Source organism: Nonomuraea sp. NPDC049637 (assembly GCF_040675235.1).
GTDB lineage: Bacteria > Actinomycetota > Actinomycetes > Streptosporangiales > Streptosporangiaceae > Nonomuraea.
Genome location: NZ_JBFAOM010000026.1, coordinates 27,209 through 46,139, shown reverse-complemented (window position 1 = coordinate 46,139; position 18,931 = coordinate 27,209). Strand labels below are relative to the sequence as shown.

The following is an 18,931-nucleotide window of genomic DNA, read 5'->3' as shown; positions in this document are numbered from 1 at the left end:
CCCCGTGCGATTGTCGGTATGTCTGCACGTCCTGAACAGGAGGCCGACTTGCGACTCCCCAGCCGGCCCGCGCTCGTCGCGGCAGCAGCCGTCCTGGCCCTCACCTCCTGCGGCTCCGGCGACCAGTCCGGGGGCAGCATCACCCTCACCATCACCGCCAACTCCATCGAGGGCGGCAAGAACTCCGAGTCCGCCACCTGGATCAAGAAGTGGGTCATCCCCGAGTTCGAGAAGACCCACCAGAACGTCAAGGTGCTCTTCCAGGGCAACGGCGTGGACGACGAGCAGTACAAGACCAAGATCGCTCTGGACCTCAAGTCCAGGACCGGGGCCGACGTCATCGACCTCGACGGCATCTGGGTCGGCGAGTTCGCCCAGGCCGGATACATCAAGCCGCTCACCGAGGTCGGCGGCGCCGGCGTCGAGCAGTGGGAGGGCTGGTCGCAGATCCCGCAGGCCGTCCAGGGCCTGGGCATCTTCGACGGCAAGAAGTACGGCCTGCCCCAGGGCACCGACGGCCGCGTGCTGTTCTACAACAAGGCGCTGTTCAGGAAGGCCGGGCTGCCCGAGACCTGGCAGCCGACCAGCTGGCAGCAGATCATCGACGCCGGCGTCAAGCTCAAGACGGCCGGGGTGCCGACGCCCGTCCAGATCGACGCCGGCACCGCCATGGGCGAGGCCACCACCATGCAGGGCGTGCTGCCCCTGCTGGCCGGCGCCGGGGCGGAGATCTACACCTCCGGCAAGTGGACCGGCGCCTCCCAGGCCGTCAAGGACGTCCTCGGCTTCTACCAGCAGATCTACGGCGGCAGCGGGCTCGGCGACCCCAAGCTCCAGCAGGAGGCCAAGGGCCGCGACAAGTCCTTCGCGCAGTTCGCCGCCGGCAAGATCGCCATCCTGGCCGAGAGCGACTACTTCTGGCGCTCGGTCATCGAGCCCAAGGCCGGGGTCGCCCCCATGCCCGACCGCGACCAGGTCGTGGGCTACGCCAAGATCCCGGCCAGGCAGCCCGGCGGCGGCATCCGCGGCCAGGACTTCGTCAGCATGTCCGGCGGGGCCGTCCGCGTGCTCAACCCCTTCTCCAAGAACCCCAAGGCGGCCTGGGAGCTGCTGGCCTTCATGCACTCGGCCGCCGCGACCAAGTCGCAGCTGGCCGGGCAGGCCCGTGTCAGCGCCCGCACCGACGTCAACGAAGAGGTGCTGAGCGCCGACCCCATGCTCAAGTTCGTCGCCGACGAGGTGCTGCCCATCACCGCCTACCGGCCGGGCCTGGCCGTCTACCCGCAGGTCTCCACCGCCCTGCAGGAGGCCACCGCGGCCGTCGTGGCCGGGAAGAGCGCCGACGAGGCGGCCGCGGCGTACCGGAGCAAGCTGGAGGGACTGGTCGGTGGCGCGGCCAACGTCGGCGGCTGACGCCGCGGGGCTGGGCCGGGGCAGGGCGGTCGCGTTCGTCCTGCCCGCCCTGGTCCTGATCGGCGTCTTCCTGCTCTTCCCGGCCCTGTGGACCATCTACCTCGGCCTGACCGACTACCGGCTGACCGGCCTGGCCGCCGCCGACCCCCGGGTCGTCGGCCTGGACAACTACACCGCCGCGCTCGCCGACCCGCGTTTCCTGTCCTCGTTGTGGCTCACCCTGCTGTACGTCGGCGGCTCGGCCGTCGTCGGGCAGGCCGGGCTGGGCTTCGCCCTGGCCTGGATCCTGCGCTCGCGCACCGGCCCGCTGCGCCGGGTCGTCGAGGGCGCGGTGCTGCTGTCGTGGATCCTGCCCAGCACCGTGGTCGGCATGTTGTGGTTCGCGCTGCTCGACCGCGACGACGGCACGCTCAACGCCCTGCTGCACACGCCCGGGTTCGCCTGGCTGCTGGACTACCCGCTGCTGTCGATCATCGTCTTCAACGTGTGGCGCGGCACCGCGTTCTCGATGATGCTCTACTCGGCAGCCCTGGAGAACGTGCCGCCCTCGCACCTGGAGACCGCCAGGCTGGCCGGCGCGAGCGTGCCGCAGCAGCTGCGCGACGTGGTGCTGCCGGCCATCAGACGGCACGTCCTGACGAACCTGCTGCTGATCAGCCTGTGGACGTTCAACGACTTCACGCCGTTCGTGCTGACCGGCGGCGGGCCCGAGGGCCGTTCGGAGATCCTGCCCGTGTACGTCTACCGCGTCGCGCTCCAGGACGGCCGGCTCGGCGTCGGCGCCGCCATCTCCTTCCTCATCCTGCTGATCAACCTCGTCTTCGCCCTGGCCTACCTGCGGTTGCTGCGCGGACGCCGCCGCACCCGGGAGGTCGCCGCCGCCGGAGGACCGCCCGCATGATCCGCCACACGCTCGGACGGCTGGCCGCCACCGTGTTCGTCGCCGTCGTCCTGGCCTTCTTCGCGCTGCCCATGCTCTGGCTGGCCAGCGCGCCCTTCGACGCCACGCCGACGATCACCACGTCGATCCCCGAGTTCACGTTGCGCAACTTCGCCGCCGTCCTGGACAACCCGTACGCGCTGGGCTCGATCCGCAACTCGCTGATCCAGGGGGGCGGGGCGGCGGTGCTGGTCGTCGTCCTGTCGGCGCTGGCCGCCTACGCCCTGTCGCGGGTCCGGCTGCCCGGCCGCGACGTGCTGCTCTACCTGCTCCTGCTGCTGTCGTCCGTGGTCACCGGCACCGCGGCGATGGTGCCGATCTTCGAGCTGGCCACCCGGCTCGGTCTCATCGACACCCATCTCGGCGTCGTCCTCGTGGTCTCGGCCGGTCTGCTGCCGGCCGCCATCTTCATCCTCAAGGACTTCATGGACGAGACGCCCACCTCCTACGAGGAGTCGGCCCGGGTCTTCGGCGCCTCGTCGCTGCAGATCCTGCGGCACATCGTGGTTCCGCTGGTCCGGCCGGGGCTGGCCACCATCGCCGTGTGGGCGCTGGCCAGCGTGTGGGGCGGGTTCCTGTTCCAGTTCATCCTGCTGCGCGACCCCGAGAAGGCGCCCGGCTCGATCATCCTCTACACGCTCTACACCGAGGGCGGCGCGCCCCGGCTCGACCTCATCTCCGCCTTCTCGCTGCTGTACTCCCTGCCGGTGGTGCTGATGTACCTGTTCGTCTCCCAGCGGTACGGTTTCCGCTTCCACGGAGGAATCAAGCGTTGATCTCCCTGCACGGCCTGACCAAGGTGTTCCCCGGGGGCGTACGCGCGCTCGACGGCCTCGCGCTCACCATCGAGGACGGCGAATTCTTCGCCCTGCTCGGCCCCTCCGGCTGCGGCAAGACCACCCTCCTGCGCAGCATCGCCGGCCTGGAGACCCCCACCTCCGGGACCGTCGCCATCAACGGCAAGGACGTGACCGCGCTGCCGCCGGGCGAGCGCGACGTCGCCATGGTCTTCCAGGACTACGCGATCTTCCCCCACATGGACGTCACCGCCAACATCGCCTACCCGCTGCGCATCAGGAAGGTGCCCCGCGCCCGGCGGGCGGAGAAGGCAGCCGAGGTCGCGGCCCGGCTCAGCCTCACCGAGCTGCTGCTGCGGCGTCCGTCCGAGCTGTCCGGCGGCCAGCAGCAGCGGGTGGCGCTGGCCCGCGCGATCGCCTGCCACCCGGCCGCGTTCCTGTTCGACGAGCCGCTGTCCAACCTCGACGCCCGCCTGCGCCTGGAGGCGCGCACCTTCCTCAAGCGGCTGCAGCGGGAGCTGGCCGTCACCACCGTGTTCGTCACGCACGACCAGGCCGAGGCGCTCGCGCTGGCCGACCGCATCGCCGTCATGTCCAGGGGCTCGATGATCCAGGTGGGCACGCCGGCGGAGATCTTCCACCGGCCGGCCACCACGTTCGTGGCCTCCTTCATCGGCTCCACCCCGATGAACCTGCTGCCCGCCGAGGTCACCGGCTCCGGGCTCAAGGTGGCCGGCGCCCTGCTCCCGCTGCCCGAGGGCCTGACGCCGGACGACGACGTCCCCGTGACGTACGGCGTACGCCCGGAGTACATGGACCTGTCCCCCGCCGAGCGCCCGGACGCCTTCCCCGGCGTCGTCTCCGTCCTGGAGAACATGGGCACCCACACCCTCATCACCCTGGAGTCCCCGGACGCGCTCATCCAGGCCGTCGTGCCGGAGGGCGAGGAGCCGCCGCTCGGCGCCGCCCGCTGGGCCGTGCCGCGCCGCGCCCTGGTCTACCGCGACGACCGGCTGCTGTGACCCCGGGGCGGCCCGCCTCGCATACTGGACCCATGGCCAGGGCCTGGATCCTGCACGTCGACCTCGACCAGTTCATCGCCGCCGTCGAGCTGCTGCGCCATCCCGAGCTGCGCGGCAGGCCCGTCGTCGTGGGCGGCTCCGGCGACCCCGCCCAGCCGCGCACGGTCGCCGCGACCGCCACCTACGAGGCCCGCGCGCACGGCGTGCGCTCCGGCATGCCGCTGCGCACGGCGCTGCGGCGCTGCCCGGACGCCGTCTTCCTGCCCAGCGACCCGCCCGCCTACGAGGCCGCCTCCGAGCGCGTCATGGCCGCCCTGCGCGAGCTGCCGGTGCTGGTGGAGGTCTGGGGCTGGGACGAGGCGTTCGTCGGCGCCACGACCGACGACCCCGAGGCGCTGGCGGCCGACCTGCGGCGGGTCGTGCTCGACCGCACCACGCTGAGCTGCTCGGTCGGCATCGGCGACAACAAGCACCAGGCCAAGCTGGCCTCGGCCTTCGCCAAACCGGCCGGCGTCTACCGCCTGACCGGCGAGAACTGGGCGGAGGTGATGAACGACCGGCCGACCGACGCGCTGTGGGGCATCGGCGCCCGGACGGCGAAGAAGCTCGCCGGGCTCGGCCTGCGCACGGTCGCCGACCTGGCCGCCGCCGACCCCGCCGAGCTGGCCCGCGCCTTCGGTCCGGTGAACGGCCCCTGGTACCGCTATCTGGCCCTCGGCAAGGGCGAGGCCGAGGTGGACACCGCTCCCTGGGTGGCCCGCGGTCACAGCCGCGAGATCACCTTCCCCCGCGACCTCACCGATCGTGAGGCCGTCGCCGGGCAGGTGGCCGATCTGGCCGGGCAGGTCGCCCGCGACGCCGTGGCGGCGGGGCGTCTCTGCGCGCGGGTGACGGTCAAGGTGCGTTTCACCCCGTTCCTGACCCGTACCCGGCAGTGCACGCTCCCGGAGCCCACGGCCGACGCCGGCGTGCTGACCGAGGCGGCGCTCGCCGCGCTGGGCCGCTTCGACCTGGACCGCCCGGTCCGGCTGCTCGGCGTGGCGGTCGACTACACGGCGCCCGACTGAACAGCACTGGGCTGGTCCGAGGAGTGAGCCCCGGCCGCATCGGCCGGGGCTCATCCTTCCCCATGGTCAGAGCGGTGAGGACAAGGCCCTACTGGCCCTACTCGCCACCCTTTTGCACATAGGAACGCACGAATTCCTCTGCGTTCTCTTCGAGCACTTCGTCGATTTCGTCCAGGATCGCATCCACATCGTCAGTGAGCTTCTCCTGTCGCTCCTGCACGTCCGGCGCCGCCGAGGCCTCGGTCTCCTCAACTTCGGCCTCACGCCGGCCGGTCTGCTTCTGCCCGCCGGTGTCCTTGGTTGCCATGTCCTACCTCCGCTTGGGGGACTGCCTCCAAGGCATATCTTCCCCGAACCGGACGACATTTCGCGTCGAACACCCTGCGATCTTGGCGGCTTGACTGGATAGCACTCCTATCCAATAATGGATCCACCTATACACAAGGAGATCCCGACATGTCACCTTCGTCGCTGCACACGGCAGGTGTGCTCCTCATCACAGTCCCCGGCGTCGCGTTCGGCGGCGTGACCCTGCTGCGGTTCCTCATGCGCAACGAGCCGGGCTATCTGGACAACCCCGTCCGCAGGGGCCTGTGGCGGGCCGGGCACGCGCACGCGGGCGTCCTGGTGCTGTTCAGCCTGGTCGCGATGGTGTACGTGGACCAGGCGAGCCTGTCCGAAGGCGTGAAGGCGCTGACGCGCACGCTCATCGTGGCCGCGCCCATCCTGATGCCGCTGGGCTTCTTCCTGTCGGTGCTGCGTCCGCGCGACACCAAGCCGAACCGGCTGATCTGGCTGACCGCCGTGGGCGGCGCGTCACTGGCCGCGGGCACGCTGACGCTCGGCATCGGCCTGCTGTGAGCCCCGGGACGGCCCGGGGCTCCGGCTACTCCCCGTTGCCGGTCAGCGCCGCGACCAGCTCGGCCGCGGTGCGGCAGCGGTCGAAGAGCTCGCCGACGTGCGCCTTGGTGCCGCGCAGCGGTTCCAGCGTGGGCACGCGCTGCAGGGACTCCCGGCCGGGGATGTCGAAGATCACCGAGTCCCAGGAGGCGGCGGCCACCGACTCGCTGTACTGGCTCAGGCAGCGCCCGCGGAAGTAGGCGCGGGTGTCGGTCGGCGGCAGCTCGATCGCGCGCTCGACCTCCTCCTCGCTGATCAGGCGCTGCATGCGCCCGCGCGCCACGAGCCGGTTGTACAGGCCGCGGTCGGGGCGGATGTCGGAGTACTGGAGGTCGACGAGCTGCAGCCGCGGGTGGGACCAGGGCAGGCTGTCGCGGGTGCGGTAGCCCTCCAGCAGCTCCAGCTTGGCGACCCAGTCGAGCTCGCGCGAGAGCTGCATCGGGTCCTCGGCCAGGCGCGTGAGCACGGACTCCCAGCGGTCGAGGACGTCCTTGTTCATCTCGTCCTGGGCGGTGCCGCGTTCCTCGACGTACTTGCGGGCCTGCTCCAGGTACTCCATCTGGAGCTGCACGGCGGTGAGCTTGCGGCCGTCGCGCATCGGGATCTCGTAGCGGCAGGTCGGGTCGTGACTGACCGCCCGCAACGACTGGACGGGGTTCTCCACGGCCAGGTCGCGGGTCAGGAAGCCCTCCTCGATCATGGCCAGGACGAGCGCGGTGGAGCCGAGCTTGAGATAGGTGGAGATCTCCGACATGTTGGCGTCGCCGATGATCACGTGCAGCCGGCGGTACTTCTCCGGGTCGGCGTGCGGCTCGTCGCGGGTGTTGATGATGGGCCGCTTGAGCGTGGTCTCCAGGCCGACCTCGACCTCGAAGAAGTCGGCGCGCTGGCTGATCTGGAAGCCCTCGCCGCGGGAGTCCTGGCCGATGCCGACCTTGCCCGCGCCGGTGACGACCTGCCGCGAGACGAAGAACGGCGTCAGGTGCCGGACGATGTCGGCGAACGGCGTGGCGCGCCGCATCAGGTAGTTCTCGTGGCAGCCGTAGGAGGCGCCCTTGGCGTCGGTGTTGTTCTTGTAGAGCTGGATCGGCGCGTTGGACGGGATCGCCGAGGCGCGGGTGGCCGCGTCGTACATCACGCGCTCGCCGGCCTTGTCCCAGATGACCGCGGCCCGCGGGTTGGTGCACTCCGGCGAGGAGTACTCCGGGTGGGCGTGGTCGACGTAGAGCCTGGCCCCGTTGGTGAGGATGACGTTGGCCAGCCCGAGGTCCTCGTCGGTGAGCTGGCTGGGGTCGGCGACCTCGCGGGCCAGGTCGAAGCCGCGCGCGTCGCGCAGCGGGTTCTCCTCCTCGAAGTCCCAGCGCGCTCTGCGCGCGCGGGCCGCCGAGGCGGCCAGGTAGGCGTTCACGACCTGGGAGGAGGTCACCATCGCGTTGGCGCCTGGCTGACCTGGTACGGAGATGCCGTATTCGGTCTCGATGCCCATCACCCGACGCACCGTCATGCAACACCCTCTGTTCGTCCGGATCTGCCTATCCGCCGTTTATATGCCCGAGCCTATGCCCTTCACAGTGCCCCGAGGCCACAGAGTTATGGCACCGACGCCTTCTGAATCTGTACGGCGGAGCTTGTTGTGGTTTGCGGTGATCTGCGGGGCTTGAGGAGTCGTTGGATCGGCCGTTCGGCAAAGGAGTAGATCAGATACGACAGCACGACGGCGGCCAGAGTCGTGACCAGGGCCACCGCCCAGGGGGGCAGGTCGCCGGTGAGCAGCGGGATGAGCGCCGCCGCGGCGACCCCATGGAAGAGGTAAAGCGGGTAAGTGGTGGCGCCCAGCGCGGTGAGCGTCCTGGAGGGTTTGAGGCGGATCAGGCCGAGGGCGACCAGGGCCATGGCGGCGAAGATCAGGGTGAGGGTGACGATCACGCTGGTGTCGGTGACGGGCATGTTCTTGAACCCGGCGGCGTCGATCCGGCGGTGCACGCGGCCCAGCGCGGCGGGGACCGCCATGGCGTATCCGGCGGCCACGTACAGCCACGGGAGCAGGGCCTTGCGGTTCTGGTGGATGAGATACAGGGCCATGCCGGCGACGAAGTAGGGGGCGTAGTCGGGCATGACGATCTCCTTGAGCAGATCGTTCTCCACGAACCTGGCGGCCAGCGCGGCGGCCAGCCAGACGCCCGAGAAGACCAGCACGCGCCCGTACGTGACGCCGACGATCGCCAGGATCGCGATCAGCAGGTAGAACCGCAGCTCGGCCCAGAGCGACCAGTAGACGCCGCTGGCGTCGGCCACCTTGAACAGCCGCTGGAACATGGTGGCGTTCACCAGGTACTGGCCTGGTGAAAGTTTTGGGTCCAGCGCGGTCGCGCCGGTCAGCCCGTACAGGGCCGCCACCGCGCCGAGGCTCAGCCAGTACGCCGGGTAGAGCCGCACCAGCCGCGACCGGGCGAACGCCCCCAGCCCCCGCCCCCACACGGTCATGAGGATGACGAACCCGCTGATGACGAAGAACAGCTCCACGCCGAGGATGCCCAGCCCGGCGAAGGGCGCCAGCGCGGGGAACAGCGCGGCGGGCCTGGCCCCCCAGACCGAGGCGAAGGCCACCAGGTAGTGGAAGGCGACGACCGCCAGGGCGGCGAGGAAGCGCAGCAGGTCGAGCTCGGCCAACCGGCCGTCTCCCCGAGCATGCTTTGGCCGGTTAGCTTGATGCACGCCCCTTTGACGACCCGCTGATCACTTTGGTTCCACCGGTCCCTCCGTTCCCACCAGCAACACGCGCGCGGCCGGGCCGAGGGCGATCGCCTCGCGGGTGCCCGGGTCGAGGGCGAGCAGCCCGGCGGCCCCCGCCGCGCCGCACTCCGACAGCGGCACCCCGCGTTCGGCCAGCAGCGCGGCGGCCTGCGCGGCCTGCTCGTCGGCCACGGTGACGAACAGGTCGGCCTGGCGGCTCAGCAGGTCGAAGGCGATCAGGGACGGTTCCAGGCAGTCGAGCCGGCCCAGGCGCGTGGGCGAGCCGGTCGCGTGCACCGGCCGTCCCGCGCGGGCGCTCTCCAGCAGGCAGGGCGCGCCGTCGGGCTCGACGACGACGATCGTCGGCTGCTCGCCCCAGCGGTCGCGCGTGTACCCGGCCGCGGCGGCGGCCAGCCCGCCCACCCCGGCCTGCACGAACACGTGGGTGGGCGGGATCTCGATCTCGTCGAACAGGACGGTGTAGCCGCGCATCACGTCCAGGGGGATGTCGTCGTAGCCCTCCCAGGAGGTGTCGGCGACCAGGCGCCAGCCGTGCTCCTGGGAGGCGTGCAGGGCGGCGGCCAGGCTGGCGTCGTAGTCGCCGCCCTCGCGGCGGACCTCGGCGTCCAGGGCGCGCAGCCGGTGCGCGAACGGCTCGGGCACCTGCTCGCTGAGGTAGACGACGCAGTGCGCGCCGAGCTCCCTGGCCCCGGCCGCGACCGAGATGCCGTGGTTGCCGGCGCTGGCGCAGACGTACGTCGTGCCGCCGCCGTCGCGTTCGGACAGCCGGTGCACGGCGTAGGCCCCGCCGAGCGCCTTGAAGCTGCCCAGGCCCATGCGTCCGCTCTCGTCCTTGACGTGCACGGTGCCCGCCCCGGCCAGATCGGTCAGGGTGTGCACGGGCGTGGGCCGGTAGGCGGGGTGCCGGGCGAAGTGGGCGCGGGCGAGCCGGGCGTGCTCCACGCCGATCAGCTCACGGTCGCGTTCGGCGTAGGGCGTGCGGCCGGGGTTGAAGAAGTGCATGATCGCCATGCTAGGACGGGCCGGGCGGCGTTCCCCGGCACCCGGCGGGCGCGCCCGGCCGCATGTCACGAGGAGCGGTCCCGGGCGGCGGCCACGGCGGCCTGGCCGAGGCTGAGACCGCCGTCGCCGGGCGGCACCCGGGTGTGGGTGAGCACCCGGAACCCGGCCCCGCGCAGGCGCTCGACGGCCCGTTCGAGCAGCAGCGCGTTCTGCAGCACCGAGCCCGACAGCGCCACGGTGTTCAGGCCGGCGCCGTCCCTGATCATGACGCAGCAGCGCACGACGGCGTCGGCCACGCCGTTGTGGAAGCGGCCCGCGATCGAGCCGGTGGCGATCCCGGCCGCGACGTCGGCGGCGGCGGCCCGGACGAGGTCGGCGGCGTGCACGACGAGCAGGTCGCCCTCGGTGATGGTCGCCGGGTACGAGCCGCTCTCGGCCGGGTCGGCGCGCTGTTCGAGCTCGGCGGCCGCCTGCCCCTCGTATGTGACGGCGTCCCGGATGCCGAGCAGCGCCGAGACGGCGTCGAACAGCGGCCCGGCGCTGGAGGTCATGGGCGCGCCCAGCCCGGTGCGGGTCCGGGCGAGCACGTCCGGCCAGTGGGCGGCGTTGCGGCGCACGACGTCCAGGCCGGGGTGCTCGTCGCGCAGGTAGGCGGCGGCCATGCGCCACGGCTGGCGGAGCGCGGCGGCGCCGCCGGGCATCGGGACCAGGGCCAGGTGGCCGAGCCGGTGGAAGGAGGTCAGGTCGGCGCGCAGGAACTCGCCGCCCCACAGCGTGCCGTCCAGGCCGTGGCCGGGGCCGTCGAGGGCCACGCCGATCACCGGGCCCGTCTCGCCGTTGTCGGCCAGGCAGGAGGCGATGTGGGCGTGGTGGTGCTGGACGCCGACCAGCTCGACGCCGGTCAGCTCCAGGGCGTGCCTGGTGGACAGGTAGCCGGGGTCGAGGTCGTGGGCGACGACCTCGGGACGGATGTCGAACAGGCCGCAGAAGTGGTCGATGCCCTCGACGAAGGAGCGCAGGGTCTCCTGGTCGTCCAGGTCGCCGATGTGCTGGGACAGGAACGCGCGCCGGCCGCGTACCAGGCAGAAGGTGCTGCGCAGCTCGGCGCCGCAGGCCAGCACCGGGCGGGGCGCGGGACGGCGCAGCGTGAGCGGCTCGGGCGCGTGGCCACGGGCGCGGCGCAGCACGGTGTGCCCCCCGGACCAGGGGCGCAGCACCGAGTCGTCGGCGGGGACGTGGATGGCCCGGTCGTGGACGAGGAAGGCGTCGGCGATGCCGCCGAGCCGGGTGATCGCGTCGGCGTCCTCGTAGGCGATGGGCTCGTCGCCGACGCTGCCGCTGGTCAGCACCATCGGCTCGGCCAGCTCCGCGAGCAGCAGGTGGTGCAGCGGCGTGCAGGTCAGCATCAGGCCGAGGTCGCGGCTGCCGGGCGCGACGGCGTCGGCGACGGCCGCGCCGGGCAGCCGGGGCAGCAGCACGATCGGGCGCGCGCGGCCGGTGAGCAGCGCGGCGCCCTGCCCGTCGACCGCGCACAGCCGGCCGGCCTGGTCGAGGTCGGCGACCATGACGGCGAACGGCTTCTCCGCGCGGTGCTTGCGGGCCCGCAGCGCCGCGGCGGCCTCCTGGTGGGCGGCGGCCACGGCCAGGTGGAACCCGCCCAGCCCCTTGACGGCGACGACGCGGCCGGCCCGCAGCAGGGTCGCGCAGGCGCTGACCGGGTCGCCGCACAGCTCGGCGCCGCGGGCGTCCAGCAGGCGCAGGGCCGGGCCGCAGGCCGGGCAGCAGGTGGACTCCGCGCGGAAGTGGCGGTCGCCGGGGTCGTGGTACTCGGCCGAGCAGTCGGCGCACATCGCGAACCCGGCCATGGTGGTCAGCAGCCGGTCGTAGGGCACGCCGCGCACGACGGTGAAGCGCGGCCCGCAGTTGGCGCAGGCGATGAACGGGTAGCGATGGCGGCGTCCGGCCGGGTCGGCCAGCTCGCGCAGGCAGTCGTCGCAGGTGGCCAGGTCGGCCGGGACGAGGGCGCGGCGCGGGCCGGCCGGGTCGCCGGCGGCGATGCTGAAGCCCCGGTGGCCCGCAGGCGGGCCGCTGACGACGGTGACGCTCTCGATCTCCGACAGGGCGGGCGCGTCGCGCTCCAGCGCGGTCAGGAACTCCTCGACCCCGGCCAGAGCGCCCTCGACCTCGATGAACACCCCCTCGACGTCGTTGCGCACGCGGCCGGCCAGGCCGAGCCTGCTGGCCAGCGAATACACGAAGGGACGGAACCCCACGCCCTGCACGACGCCTTCGACGCGGACGTCCACCCGTTTACGGACGGTCACAGGCCCCAGTGTGCGCCTCGCCGGGCCGGCTTGTACGCCGGATGACGCGTGTCGCGGCCTTCCTCTCAGGAAGTCACGTGCCCAGCTCCGCCGGCGGGCATGGAAAGGGCCGCGCGGACGGCCGCGCGGCCCTTTCCAGACGTTCCCTACAGGTACTGGCCGGTGTTGGCGACCGTGTCGATCGAACGGCCGGCCTCGGTGCCCTGCTTGCCGGAGACCAGCGTGCGGATGTAGACGATCCGCTCGCCCTTCTTGCCGGAGATGCGGGCCCAGTCGTCGGGGTTGGTGGTGTTGGGCAGGTCTTCGTTCTCGGAGAACTCGTCGACGCAGGCGGTGAGCAGGTGCTGCACCCGCAGGCCCTTCTGGCCGCTCTCCAGGAACTGCTTGATGGCCATCTTCTTGCCCCGGTCGACGATGTTCTGGATCATCGCGCCGGAGTTGAAGTCCTTGAAGTAGAGGACTTCCTTGTCACCGTTGGCGTAGGTCACCTCGAGGAAGCGGTTCTCCTCGCTCTCGGTGTACATGCGCTCCACCACACTCTGGATCATGCCGTGGATCGTCGCCTCGCGAGAGTCGCCGTGCTCGGACAGATCGTCGGGGTGCAGGGGAAGGTCGGCCAGCAGGTACTTGGAGAAGATGTCCTTGGCCGCCTCGGCGTCGGGCCGCTCGATCTTGATCTTCACGTCCAGGCGGCCCGGCCGCAGGATCGCGGGGTCGATCATGTCCTCGCGGTTGGAGGCGCCGATCACGATGACGTTCTCCAGGCCCTCGACGCCGTCGATCTCCGACAGCAGCTGAGGGACGATGGTGTTCTCCACGTCGGACGAGACGCCGGAGCCTCGGGTGCGGAAGATCGAGTCCATCTCGTCGAAGAACACGATCACCGGGGTGCCCTCGGAGGCCTTCTCACGGGCCCGCTGGAAGACCAGGCGGATGTGCCGCTCGGTCTCGCCGACGTACTTGTTGAGCAGCTCCGGGCCCTTGATGTTGAGGAAGAAGCTCTTGCCGGACTGGCCGGTCTTCTCCGCGACCTGCTTGGCCAGGGAGTTGGCGACCGCCTTGGCGATGAGCGTCTTGCCGCAGCCGGGCGGGCCGTAGAGCAGCACGCCCTTCGGGGGACGGAGTTTGTGCTCGCGGAACAGGTCGGCGTGCAGGTAGGGCAGCTCGATGGCGTCCCTGATCTGCTCGATCTGCCGCATGAGCCCGCCGATCTCCTCGTAGGAGATGTCGGGGACCTCCTCGAGCACGAGCTCTTCGACTTCGGACTTGGGTATGCGCTCGTAGACGTAGCCGGAGCGGGGTTCGAGCAGGAGCGAGTCACCGGCCCTGATGGGCTGGCCGACCAGCGAGTCGGCCAGTCGCACGACGCGCTCCTCGTCGGCGTGCGAGATGACCAGGGCACGCCTGCCCTCGTCCAGCAGTTCCTTGAGCATGACGATCTCGCCGACCTCTTCGTAGCCGAGTGCCTCGACCACGTTGAGTGCTTCGTTGAGCATGACCTCCTGGCCACGCCTCAGCGAGTCGACGTCGACGGCGGGGCTGACGTTCACCCGGAGCTTGCGCCCTCCGGTGAACACCTCGATCGTGCCGTCTTCTCGGGCTTCAAGGAAGGTGCCGAAGCCGGACGGCGGCTGCGCCAGCCGGTCGACCTCCTCCTTGAGAGCGACGATCTGGTCCCGGGCCTCCTTGAGTGTGGCCACCAGGCGCTCGTTCTGGCCTGTCACGGCCGCGAGATTCGCCTGTGCCTCATGGAGACGCTCTTCGAGGACTCTGGCCTGACGGGGTGACTCGGCCAGCTTCCGCCTCAGCGCGGTGATCTCCTCCTGCAGGAAGGAGACCTGTGTTGAAAGATCAGCGACCTCCCGTTCGCGCTGCGCGGCTCGAGCCTCAGCATCATCGCGAGCTGCCACGCCCCGTCACCTCCTTCCCAGTCGAGGGCGACTACTAAGGACCTTACCTATCTCGGGCCCCTCCGTAACCTGGCCGGGCAGTGTTCGTCGAGTGACATGCAGTATTCGGTGAATAATCCCCAATGGTGCGTTTAATACTCCCAGCATATGAACACGGCGATCTGTTCCCGTGTCACGCACCAACGCACCCTCGTGGCCAAATTGTCATAGTTCCTCGGTGGTTCCCTTCGGTCGGCGGCGTCGCGGTGGCGGCGTCACTCCGTCTGCCATGCGGCGGGCGCTGACGAGGAAGCCGGTGTGGCCGATCATCCGATGATCGGGACGTACCGCGAGCCCTTCGACATGCCAGTCGCGAACCAGGGTCTCCCACGCATGAGGCTCGGTGAAACACCCGTGATCGCGAATGGCCTCCACGGTCTTGGACATCTGGGTGGTGGTGGCGACATAGCAGCAGATGACGCCGCCGGGCGTGAGGGCCTTGGCGGCGGCGTCGACGCACTCCCAGGGGGCGAGCATGTCGAGGATGACGCGGTCGACGTCGGCCTCGTCGATCGAGGAGACCAGGTCGCCGACGACCAGGCGCCAGTTGTCCTCCATCGGGTCGCCGAAGAACTTCTCCACGTTCTTGCGGGCCACCTCGGAGAACTCCTCGCGGCGCTCGTAGGAGGTGACGTGGCCCTCGGGGCCGACGGCGCGCAGCAGGAAGCAGGTCAGGGCGCCGGAGCCGACGCCGGCCTCGATCACCCGGGCGCCGGGGAAGACGTCGGCCATGCCGACGATCATCGAGGCGTCCTTGGGGTAGATGACGGCCGCGCCGCGCGGCATCGCCAGCGTGTAGTCCTGGAGCAGGTGGCGGAAGGCGAGGTAGGCGGTGCCGCCGGAGGACCGCACGACGGAGCCTTCAGGCTGCCCGATCAGCTCGCTGTGCGGGATGGCGCCCTTGTGCGTGTGGAAGACGCCGTCCTGCTTGAGCGTGATCGTGTGGCGCTTGTTCTTGGGGTCGGTGAGCTGCACCTGATCCCCTGCCTGGAACGGCCCATGCCTGCGGAAACCCATGTCGGCAAGGTTATATGGGTTTCTCACGCCTCCGGACGCACGGTATCTATGGGGGATGCTCCCGCGCGACGTGATCTCCACCGGCCCCCTGATCCTGCGAATGCCCGCCGACCCCGACGCCGAGGCGATCGCGCGCATGATGGACGATCCCGTCACCGCCCGGCATCTGCCGCTGGTGCCGTCGCCGTACCGGGTCGAGGACGCCCGCGCCTACCTGAAGTTCGCCGAGGACAAGTGGGCCTCGGGCGGCGCGGAGTGGGCCGTCACCGAGGACGGCCGCTACTGCGGCGCGATCGGGGTGCAGCCGCCCGACCGCTGGGGCACGGTCGAGATCGGCTACGTGGTGGCGCCGTGGGCGCGCGGCAGGGGCGTGGCCGCCCGGGCCGCCAGGGCGGTGTCCGACTGGCTGGCCGACCAGGGCGTGCACCGGGTGGAGCTGCAGGCCGAGGTGGAGAACGTGGCCAGCCTCAGGGTCGCGCTCAGGGCCGGGTTCCGCGAGGAGGGCCGGCGGCGCAGGGCCAAGCGGCTGCGCGACGGGCGGTGGGTCGACCTGGTGTCCTTCGCCCGGATCGCCGGGGAGCCGGCGGTGGCCGAGGAGCCGTACCTGCCCTTCTTCGACGGCGGCGAGCTGACCGACGGCGTGGTGCGGCTCGTGCCGCTCGCGGTGGAGGACGCACCCGAGTACCACCGGATGATGTGCGACCCGAGCGTGACCGCCTACTCCCTGACCCCGCCCGGCTCCCTGGAGGAGGACGAGCAGCGCTGCCGCTGCACCGGCTACTGGTGGGTCACCGGGCAGCGGATCGAGCTGGCGGTCAGGGACGCCGCCACCGGCGCGTTCGCCGGGCACCTCCAGCTCATGCAGGTCGTCCCCGTGCTCGGGCAGGCCATGATCGGCTACTCGCTGGTGCCGGATTTCCGCGGCAGGGGGTTCATGACCCGCGCGGTGCGGCTGCTGGTCGACTGGGCGTTCGCGCGCACGGCCCTGCATCGGGTGGTGGCGGGCACCGACGTGGAGAACACGGCCTCGCACGCGGTGCTGGAACGTGCCGGTTTCAGCAGGGAGAGCCTGCACCGGGAGCTGTTCCCGAAGCCGGACGGCACTCGGGCGGACGACGTGGAGTGGGTGCGGCTGCGCCCGTCGTGAACCGCTCCACCGGCTCTGCCTGCGAAATGCGGAAAAATCGCAATTTCCTGTTGAGGGCTAGTCAGGAGCCGCGTCGAGGGTGATACTCCGGGGCACCGTTCGGAGTTTCGCGTGATCGGGCCGCGCGATCTCTTCCCCCTCCAACCGAGGGAATCACCGCGATGCCAAACAACCGTGTCGATATCGCCATGCGTGAACTCATCACCGCGTTCTCCTGCCTGGAGGTCGCCGACGTGATCGAACGGCTCGCGCGCGGCGCGGCGGCCGTGGCGGGCACCGCGTACGCCGGGTTCGTCCACGTGGACGTGCTGCGGCGGGACGCCCGTCCGTTGCACGTCCACGCGCCGCCGGGAGACCCGCTGCGGGTGCGGCGGTGGTTGTCGGGGTCGGGGGTGCTGAAGGAGCTGGCCGTCGCGGAGGGGGCGCTACGGCTGGCGCGGGACGAGACGATGGGCGAGCCGGGCTTCCTGGCCGTGCCGGTGCCGGCGCAGGTCCGCGACCACGCGTTCGTGTGGGTGGCGGGACGCGGCTTCCAGGAGCGGGACGAACACCTGTTGAGCCGGTACGCGACGGCGGCGGGACGGGCGGTGGAGGGGGTCCGCGGACTGGAGGCCGCCGTGCGACTGCTTCGCGGCGTCCGCCCCCTCCGCCCCATCTGACCCTCCGCCCCAACAGCCCACTCGGGACGCCCGGCCGCCTCGGGACACACCGCCGCCTCGGGACGGCCGGCCCGTTCGCACGGCCGGCCCCTTTGGGGCGGCCTGGATCTCTCTTTCCGAGAGGGCCGCAGACAGGGTCCTGACTTTTCCCGAAATATCGCCCAGCACCCGCGAAATACCCTTACTTGCCCACTCCCCCGACCCCGGCAATTCCCATTCAGCTATTCGACAGCAGACCTTCCCGACGCATTTCCGTAAGGCGTTTTCCGGAAACACGAACGCCCGCACCCCGGGAAAGAGGTGCGGGCGGACGGATGCCGGGATCAGCCCCGGTGGGCCTCGAAACGGAGGGTGCGGGAGACGCCCACCCGGACCGTCGTGCCGGGGGCGATGGTGACCGGCTCGTTCGGCGGGATGTCATAGAAGTTGGGGTCGCCGGGCGGCTGGATCTGGGTGCCGTTGACCGAGCCGAGGTCGACCAGGTTGACGTCCCAGCCGTCGAGGGCCACCCGCAGGTGGCGGCGCGAGACCGAGCCGTCGGGGCTGGTGACCTTGGCGGGCCTGGCCGAGCCGCCCGCCACCTCGGGCGCGCGCTCGGGGTCACGGCCCAGCAGGTAGTCGCTCTCCAGCGGCAGCGCCGTGCCGTCGTCGAGGATGAGCACCCCGAGCGAGGGCCGCGGCCCCTTGTACGGCACCAGCGTCCGCTGCACCAGGGCGATGCCGCAGACGGCGCAGTAGGGCACCCTGGGGTCGTTGAAGTGGTCGTTCTTGCAGTCGACCCCGTAGACCAGCGGGCGGTCGCCGTGGTCGCCCTGCTGCTCCTGCGGCGGCGGCCCCGGGTGGTCGAAGTGCTCCGGCGGGCCGAGCACGGGCGGTGCCGGCTGGTCGAAGTGATCGGGCGGGCCCATGTGCTGCTGCGGCTGGTCGGCCATGCCGTTGCCGGACGGCGGCAGCTCGTCGTAGGACGGGAACTGCTGCTGGGGCTCGGGGTGGGGCTGCTCCTGCGCGGGCAGGAAGGGCGGCTGGTCATGGGGCGGGAGGTAGGGCGGCTGCTCGTGGCCGAACGGGGCCTGCTCCTGGCCGAAGGGCGGCTGGTCCAGCGACGGCGGGCCGGAGTGGGGACCGGGCTGGGGGCCGGGGTGCGGGACGCCGGCCTGCGCGCCCGAGGGCGGACCCTGGACGATCGGCGGCTGGTCGGCCAGCGGGTAGGGAGGCCGTTCGACGGGCCGTTCCACCGGCCGCTCGACCGGCCGCTCGGGAGGCGGGGCCAGGTCGGGCTCCATGTGCAGGGCCGTGTTGGGCATCTCGCTGGTGAGCGGCCTGGACCGGTCCGCCACCTGCCCCTGGGGACGGACATGCGACGGCTGGTCGGTGAGGTCGCCGATCAGGCCGCCGCCGTGGACGACGCCCCCCTCGAAGCCGACCGCGGGATGCGCACTGCCGGCGCCGGGCAAGGTGAGCTCGACGCGCTCGACCGGGCCGCTGATCAGCCGGTCGGCCCAGGTGAGGGAGTCGCTGCCGGCCAGGCGCGTCTCGCCGCCGGAGGTGCTGACCGAGGCCGAGGCCGAACCGCTGACCAGCACGGCCACGCCACCGCCCACGGGACCGGCGACCGCGCACGTGGCCGGGTCGCCCGCCATGTTGGCGGCCAGCACCTGCGCCGCGCGGCGGGCCAGCGCCCGGCCGTCGCCGCCGGAGGCCGCCGTCTCGCGCAGCGCCTCGATCAGGCCGTCGGCGGCCGCCTCGCCCGCGTCGCACACCAGCAGCAGGCCGCCGATGTAGGCGACCAGCCCGTCGCCGGGAAGGGGACGCACCACTCCGAAGCCCTGGCCGCTCATGCGCCCTCCCTCATGACGACCGTGCTGCGCTCATCGGTGCCCTCGCTGCGCTCGGTCACTCAACTCTCCTCCCCGGAAGCCGGCGATATTACGGCACCCGCA

At 71.4% G+C, this 18,931-nt stretch carries 16 protein-coding genes; 8 read left to right on the top strand and 8 right to left on the bottom strand.

All coding sequences use genetic code 11. The features are described from left to right. The first annotated feature begins 48 nt into the window (after positions 1–48). Genes AB0J71_RS30785 through AB0J71_RS30765 form a run of 5 tightly spaced genes read left to right on the top strand, consistent with a single transcriptional unit; the run spans position 49 to position 5,239 of the window. A complete protein-coding gene (locus AB0J71_RS30785; protein ID WP_364417255.1) occupies positions 49–1,413 on the top strand; it encodes an extracellular solute-binding protein in 1,365 nt (454 codons plus the stop codon). Continuing rightward, positions 1,388–2,314: a sugar ABC transporter permease gene (locus tag AB0J71_RS30780; protein WP_364417253.1), complete on the top strand. Its 927-nt coding sequence runs from the start codon at positions 1,388–1,390 to the stop codon at positions 2,312–2,314. Before AB0J71_RS30785 ends, AB0J71_RS30780 begins: the two co-directional genes overlap by 26 nt. Beyond that, on the top strand, positions 2,311–3,129 hold the full coding sequence (locus AB0J71_RS30775) for a carbohydrate ABC transporter permease (RefSeq protein WP_352327592.1): 819 nt from the start codon (positions 2,311–2,313) through the stop codon (positions 3,127–3,129). The genes AB0J71_RS30780 and AB0J71_RS30775 overlap by 4 nt, the downstream gene beginning before the upstream one ends. Continuing rightward, entirely contained in the window at positions 3,126–4,172 is a 1,047-nt protein-coding gene (locus AB0J71_RS30770; RefSeq protein WP_352327591.1) for an ABC transporter ATP-binding protein, read from the top strand. Before AB0J71_RS30775 ends, AB0J71_RS30770 begins: the two co-directional genes overlap by 4 nt. Before the next feature lie 32 nt (positions 4,173–4,204). Continuing rightward, a complete protein-coding gene (locus AB0J71_RS30765) occupies positions 4,205–5,239 on the top strand; it encodes a DNA polymerase IV (protein WP_364417251.1) in 1,035 nt (344 codons plus the stop codon). 97 nt (positions 5,240–5,336) lie between these two features. On the opposite strand, the gene AB0J71_RS30760 is transcribed toward AB0J71_RS30765, so the two are convergent. After that, positions 5,337–5,546: a ubiquitin-like protein Pup gene (locus tag AB0J71_RS30760; RefSeq protein WP_132622197.1), complete on the bottom strand. Its 210-nt coding sequence runs from the start codon at positions 5,544–5,546 to the stop codon at positions 5,337–5,339. Positions 5,547–5,695: 149 nt separating this feature from the next. Here AB0J71_RS30760 and AB0J71_RS30755 point away from each other — a divergent pair, with 149 nt between their 5' ends. Continuing rightward, positions 5,696–6,100: a hypothetical protein gene (locus AB0J71_RS30755; RefSeq protein ID WP_352327589.1), complete on the top strand. Its 405-nt coding sequence runs from the start codon at positions 5,696–5,698 to the stop codon at positions 6,098–6,100. Between the two features lie 25 nt (positions 6,101–6,125). On the opposite strand, the gene dop is transcribed toward AB0J71_RS30755, so the two are convergent. The 6 genes from dop to AB0J71_RS30725 all read right to left on the bottom strand — a co-directional run bounded on the left by dop (position 6,126) and on the right by AB0J71_RS30725 (position 15,185). Continuing rightward, a complete protein-coding gene (gene dop, locus AB0J71_RS30750) occupies positions 6,126–7,643 on the bottom strand; it encodes a depupylase/deamidase Dop (protein WP_352327588.1) in 1,518 nt (505 codons plus the stop codon). Positions 7,644–7,729: 86 nt separating this feature from the next. Next, positions 7,730–8,809: an acyltransferase gene (locus AB0J71_RS30745; RefSeq protein WP_364417249.1), complete on the bottom strand. Its 1,080-nt coding sequence runs from the start codon at positions 8,807–8,809 to the stop codon at positions 7,730–7,732. 66 nt (positions 8,810–8,875) lie between these two features. Then, a complete protein-coding gene (locus AB0J71_RS30740) occupies positions 8,876–9,895 on the bottom strand; it encodes a pyridoxal-phosphate dependent enzyme (protein ID WP_364417247.1) in 1,020 nt (339 codons plus the stop codon). Positions 9,896–9,960: 65 nt separating this feature from the next. Further along, complete coding sequence (hypF, locus tag AB0J71_RS30735) at positions 9,961–12,219, bottom strand: carbamoyltransferase HypF (RefSeq protein WP_364417245.1); 2,259 nt, start codon at positions 12,217–12,219, stop codon at positions 9,961–9,963. 146 nt (positions 12,220–12,365) lie between these two features. Beyond that, positions 12,366–14,129 (bottom strand): proteasome ATPase, encoded by a 1,764-nt coding sequence (arc, locus tag AB0J71_RS30730; protein WP_352326893.1) that lies wholly within the window; start codon positions 14,127–14,129, stop codon positions 12,366–12,368. A 204-nt stretch (positions 14,130–14,333) separates the two neighbouring features. Beyond that, positions 14,334–15,185, bottom strand: coding sequence for a tRNA (adenine-N1)-methyltransferase (locus AB0J71_RS30725; protein ID WP_352326892.1), 852 nt, complete (start codon positions 15,183–15,185; stop codon positions 14,334–14,336). Between the two features lie 55 nt (positions 15,186–15,240). Here AB0J71_RS30725 and AB0J71_RS30720 point away from each other — a divergent pair, with 55 nt between their 5' ends. Together AB0J71_RS30720 and AB0J71_RS30715 are read left to right on the top strand one after the other, a co-directional pair. Beyond that, positions 15,241–16,332 (top strand): GNAT family N-acetyltransferase, encoded by a 1,092-nt coding sequence (locus AB0J71_RS30720; protein ID WP_352326891.1) that lies wholly within the window; start codon positions 15,241–15,243, stop codon positions 16,330–16,332. A gap of 188 nt (positions 16,333–16,520) precedes the next feature. Then, complete coding sequence (locus tag AB0J71_RS30715; RefSeq protein WP_364417243.1) at positions 16,521–16,991, top strand: hypothetical protein; 471 nt, start codon at positions 16,521–16,523, stop codon at positions 16,989–16,991. A 323-nt stretch (positions 16,992–17,314) separates the two neighbouring features. Here the strand turns inward: AB0J71_RS30715 and AB0J71_RS30710 are convergent, their stop codons facing one another. Next, positions 17,315–18,829, bottom strand: a complete 1,515-nt coding sequence (locus tag AB0J71_RS30710) for an FHA domain-containing protein (RefSeq protein WP_364417241.1) — start codon at positions 18,827–18,829, stop codon at positions 17,315–17,317. Between the last annotated feature and the right edge of the window lie 102 nt (positions 18,830–18,931).

Coding starts and splice junctions, on each gene's coding strand:
- AB0J71_RS30775 (WP_352327592.1), top strand. CDS start 2,311: ATGATCCGCCACACGCTCGGACGGCTGGCCGCCACCGTGTTCGTCGCC.
- AB0J71_RS30765 (WP_364417251.1), top strand. CDS start 4,205: ATGGCCAGGGCCTGGATCCTGCACGTCGACCTCGACCAGTTCATCGCC.
- AB0J71_RS30760 (WP_132622197.1), bottom strand. CDS start 5,546: ATGGCAACCAAGGACACCGGCGGGCAGAAGCAGACCGGCCGGCGTGAG.
- AB0J71_RS30755 (WP_352327589.1), top strand. CDS start 5,696: ATGTCACCTTCGTCGCTGCACACGGCAGGTGTGCTCCTCATCACAGTC.
- dop (WP_352327588.1), bottom strand. CDS start 7,643: ATGACGGTGCGTCGGGTGATGGGCATCGAGACCGAATACGGCATCTCC.
- AB0J71_RS30740 (WP_364417247.1), bottom strand. CDS start 9,895: ATGCACTTCTTCAACCCCGGCCGCACGCCCTACGCCGAACGCGACCGT.
- AB0J71_RS30725 (WP_352326892.1), bottom strand. CDS start 15,185: ATGGGTTTCCGCAGGCATGGGCCGTTCCAGGCAGGGGATCAGGTGCAG.
- AB0J71_RS30720 (WP_352326891.1), top strand. CDS start 15,241: ATGCTCCCGCGCGACGTGATCTCCACCGGCCCCCTGATCCTGCGAATG.
- AB0J71_RS30715 (WP_364417243.1), top strand. CDS start 16,521: ATGCGTGAACTCATCACCGCGTTCTCCTGCCTGGAGGTCGCCGACGTG.
- AB0J71_RS30710 (WP_364417241.1), bottom strand. CDS start 18,829: ATGAGCGGCCAGGGCTTCGGAGTGGTGCGTCCCCTTCCCGGCGACGGG.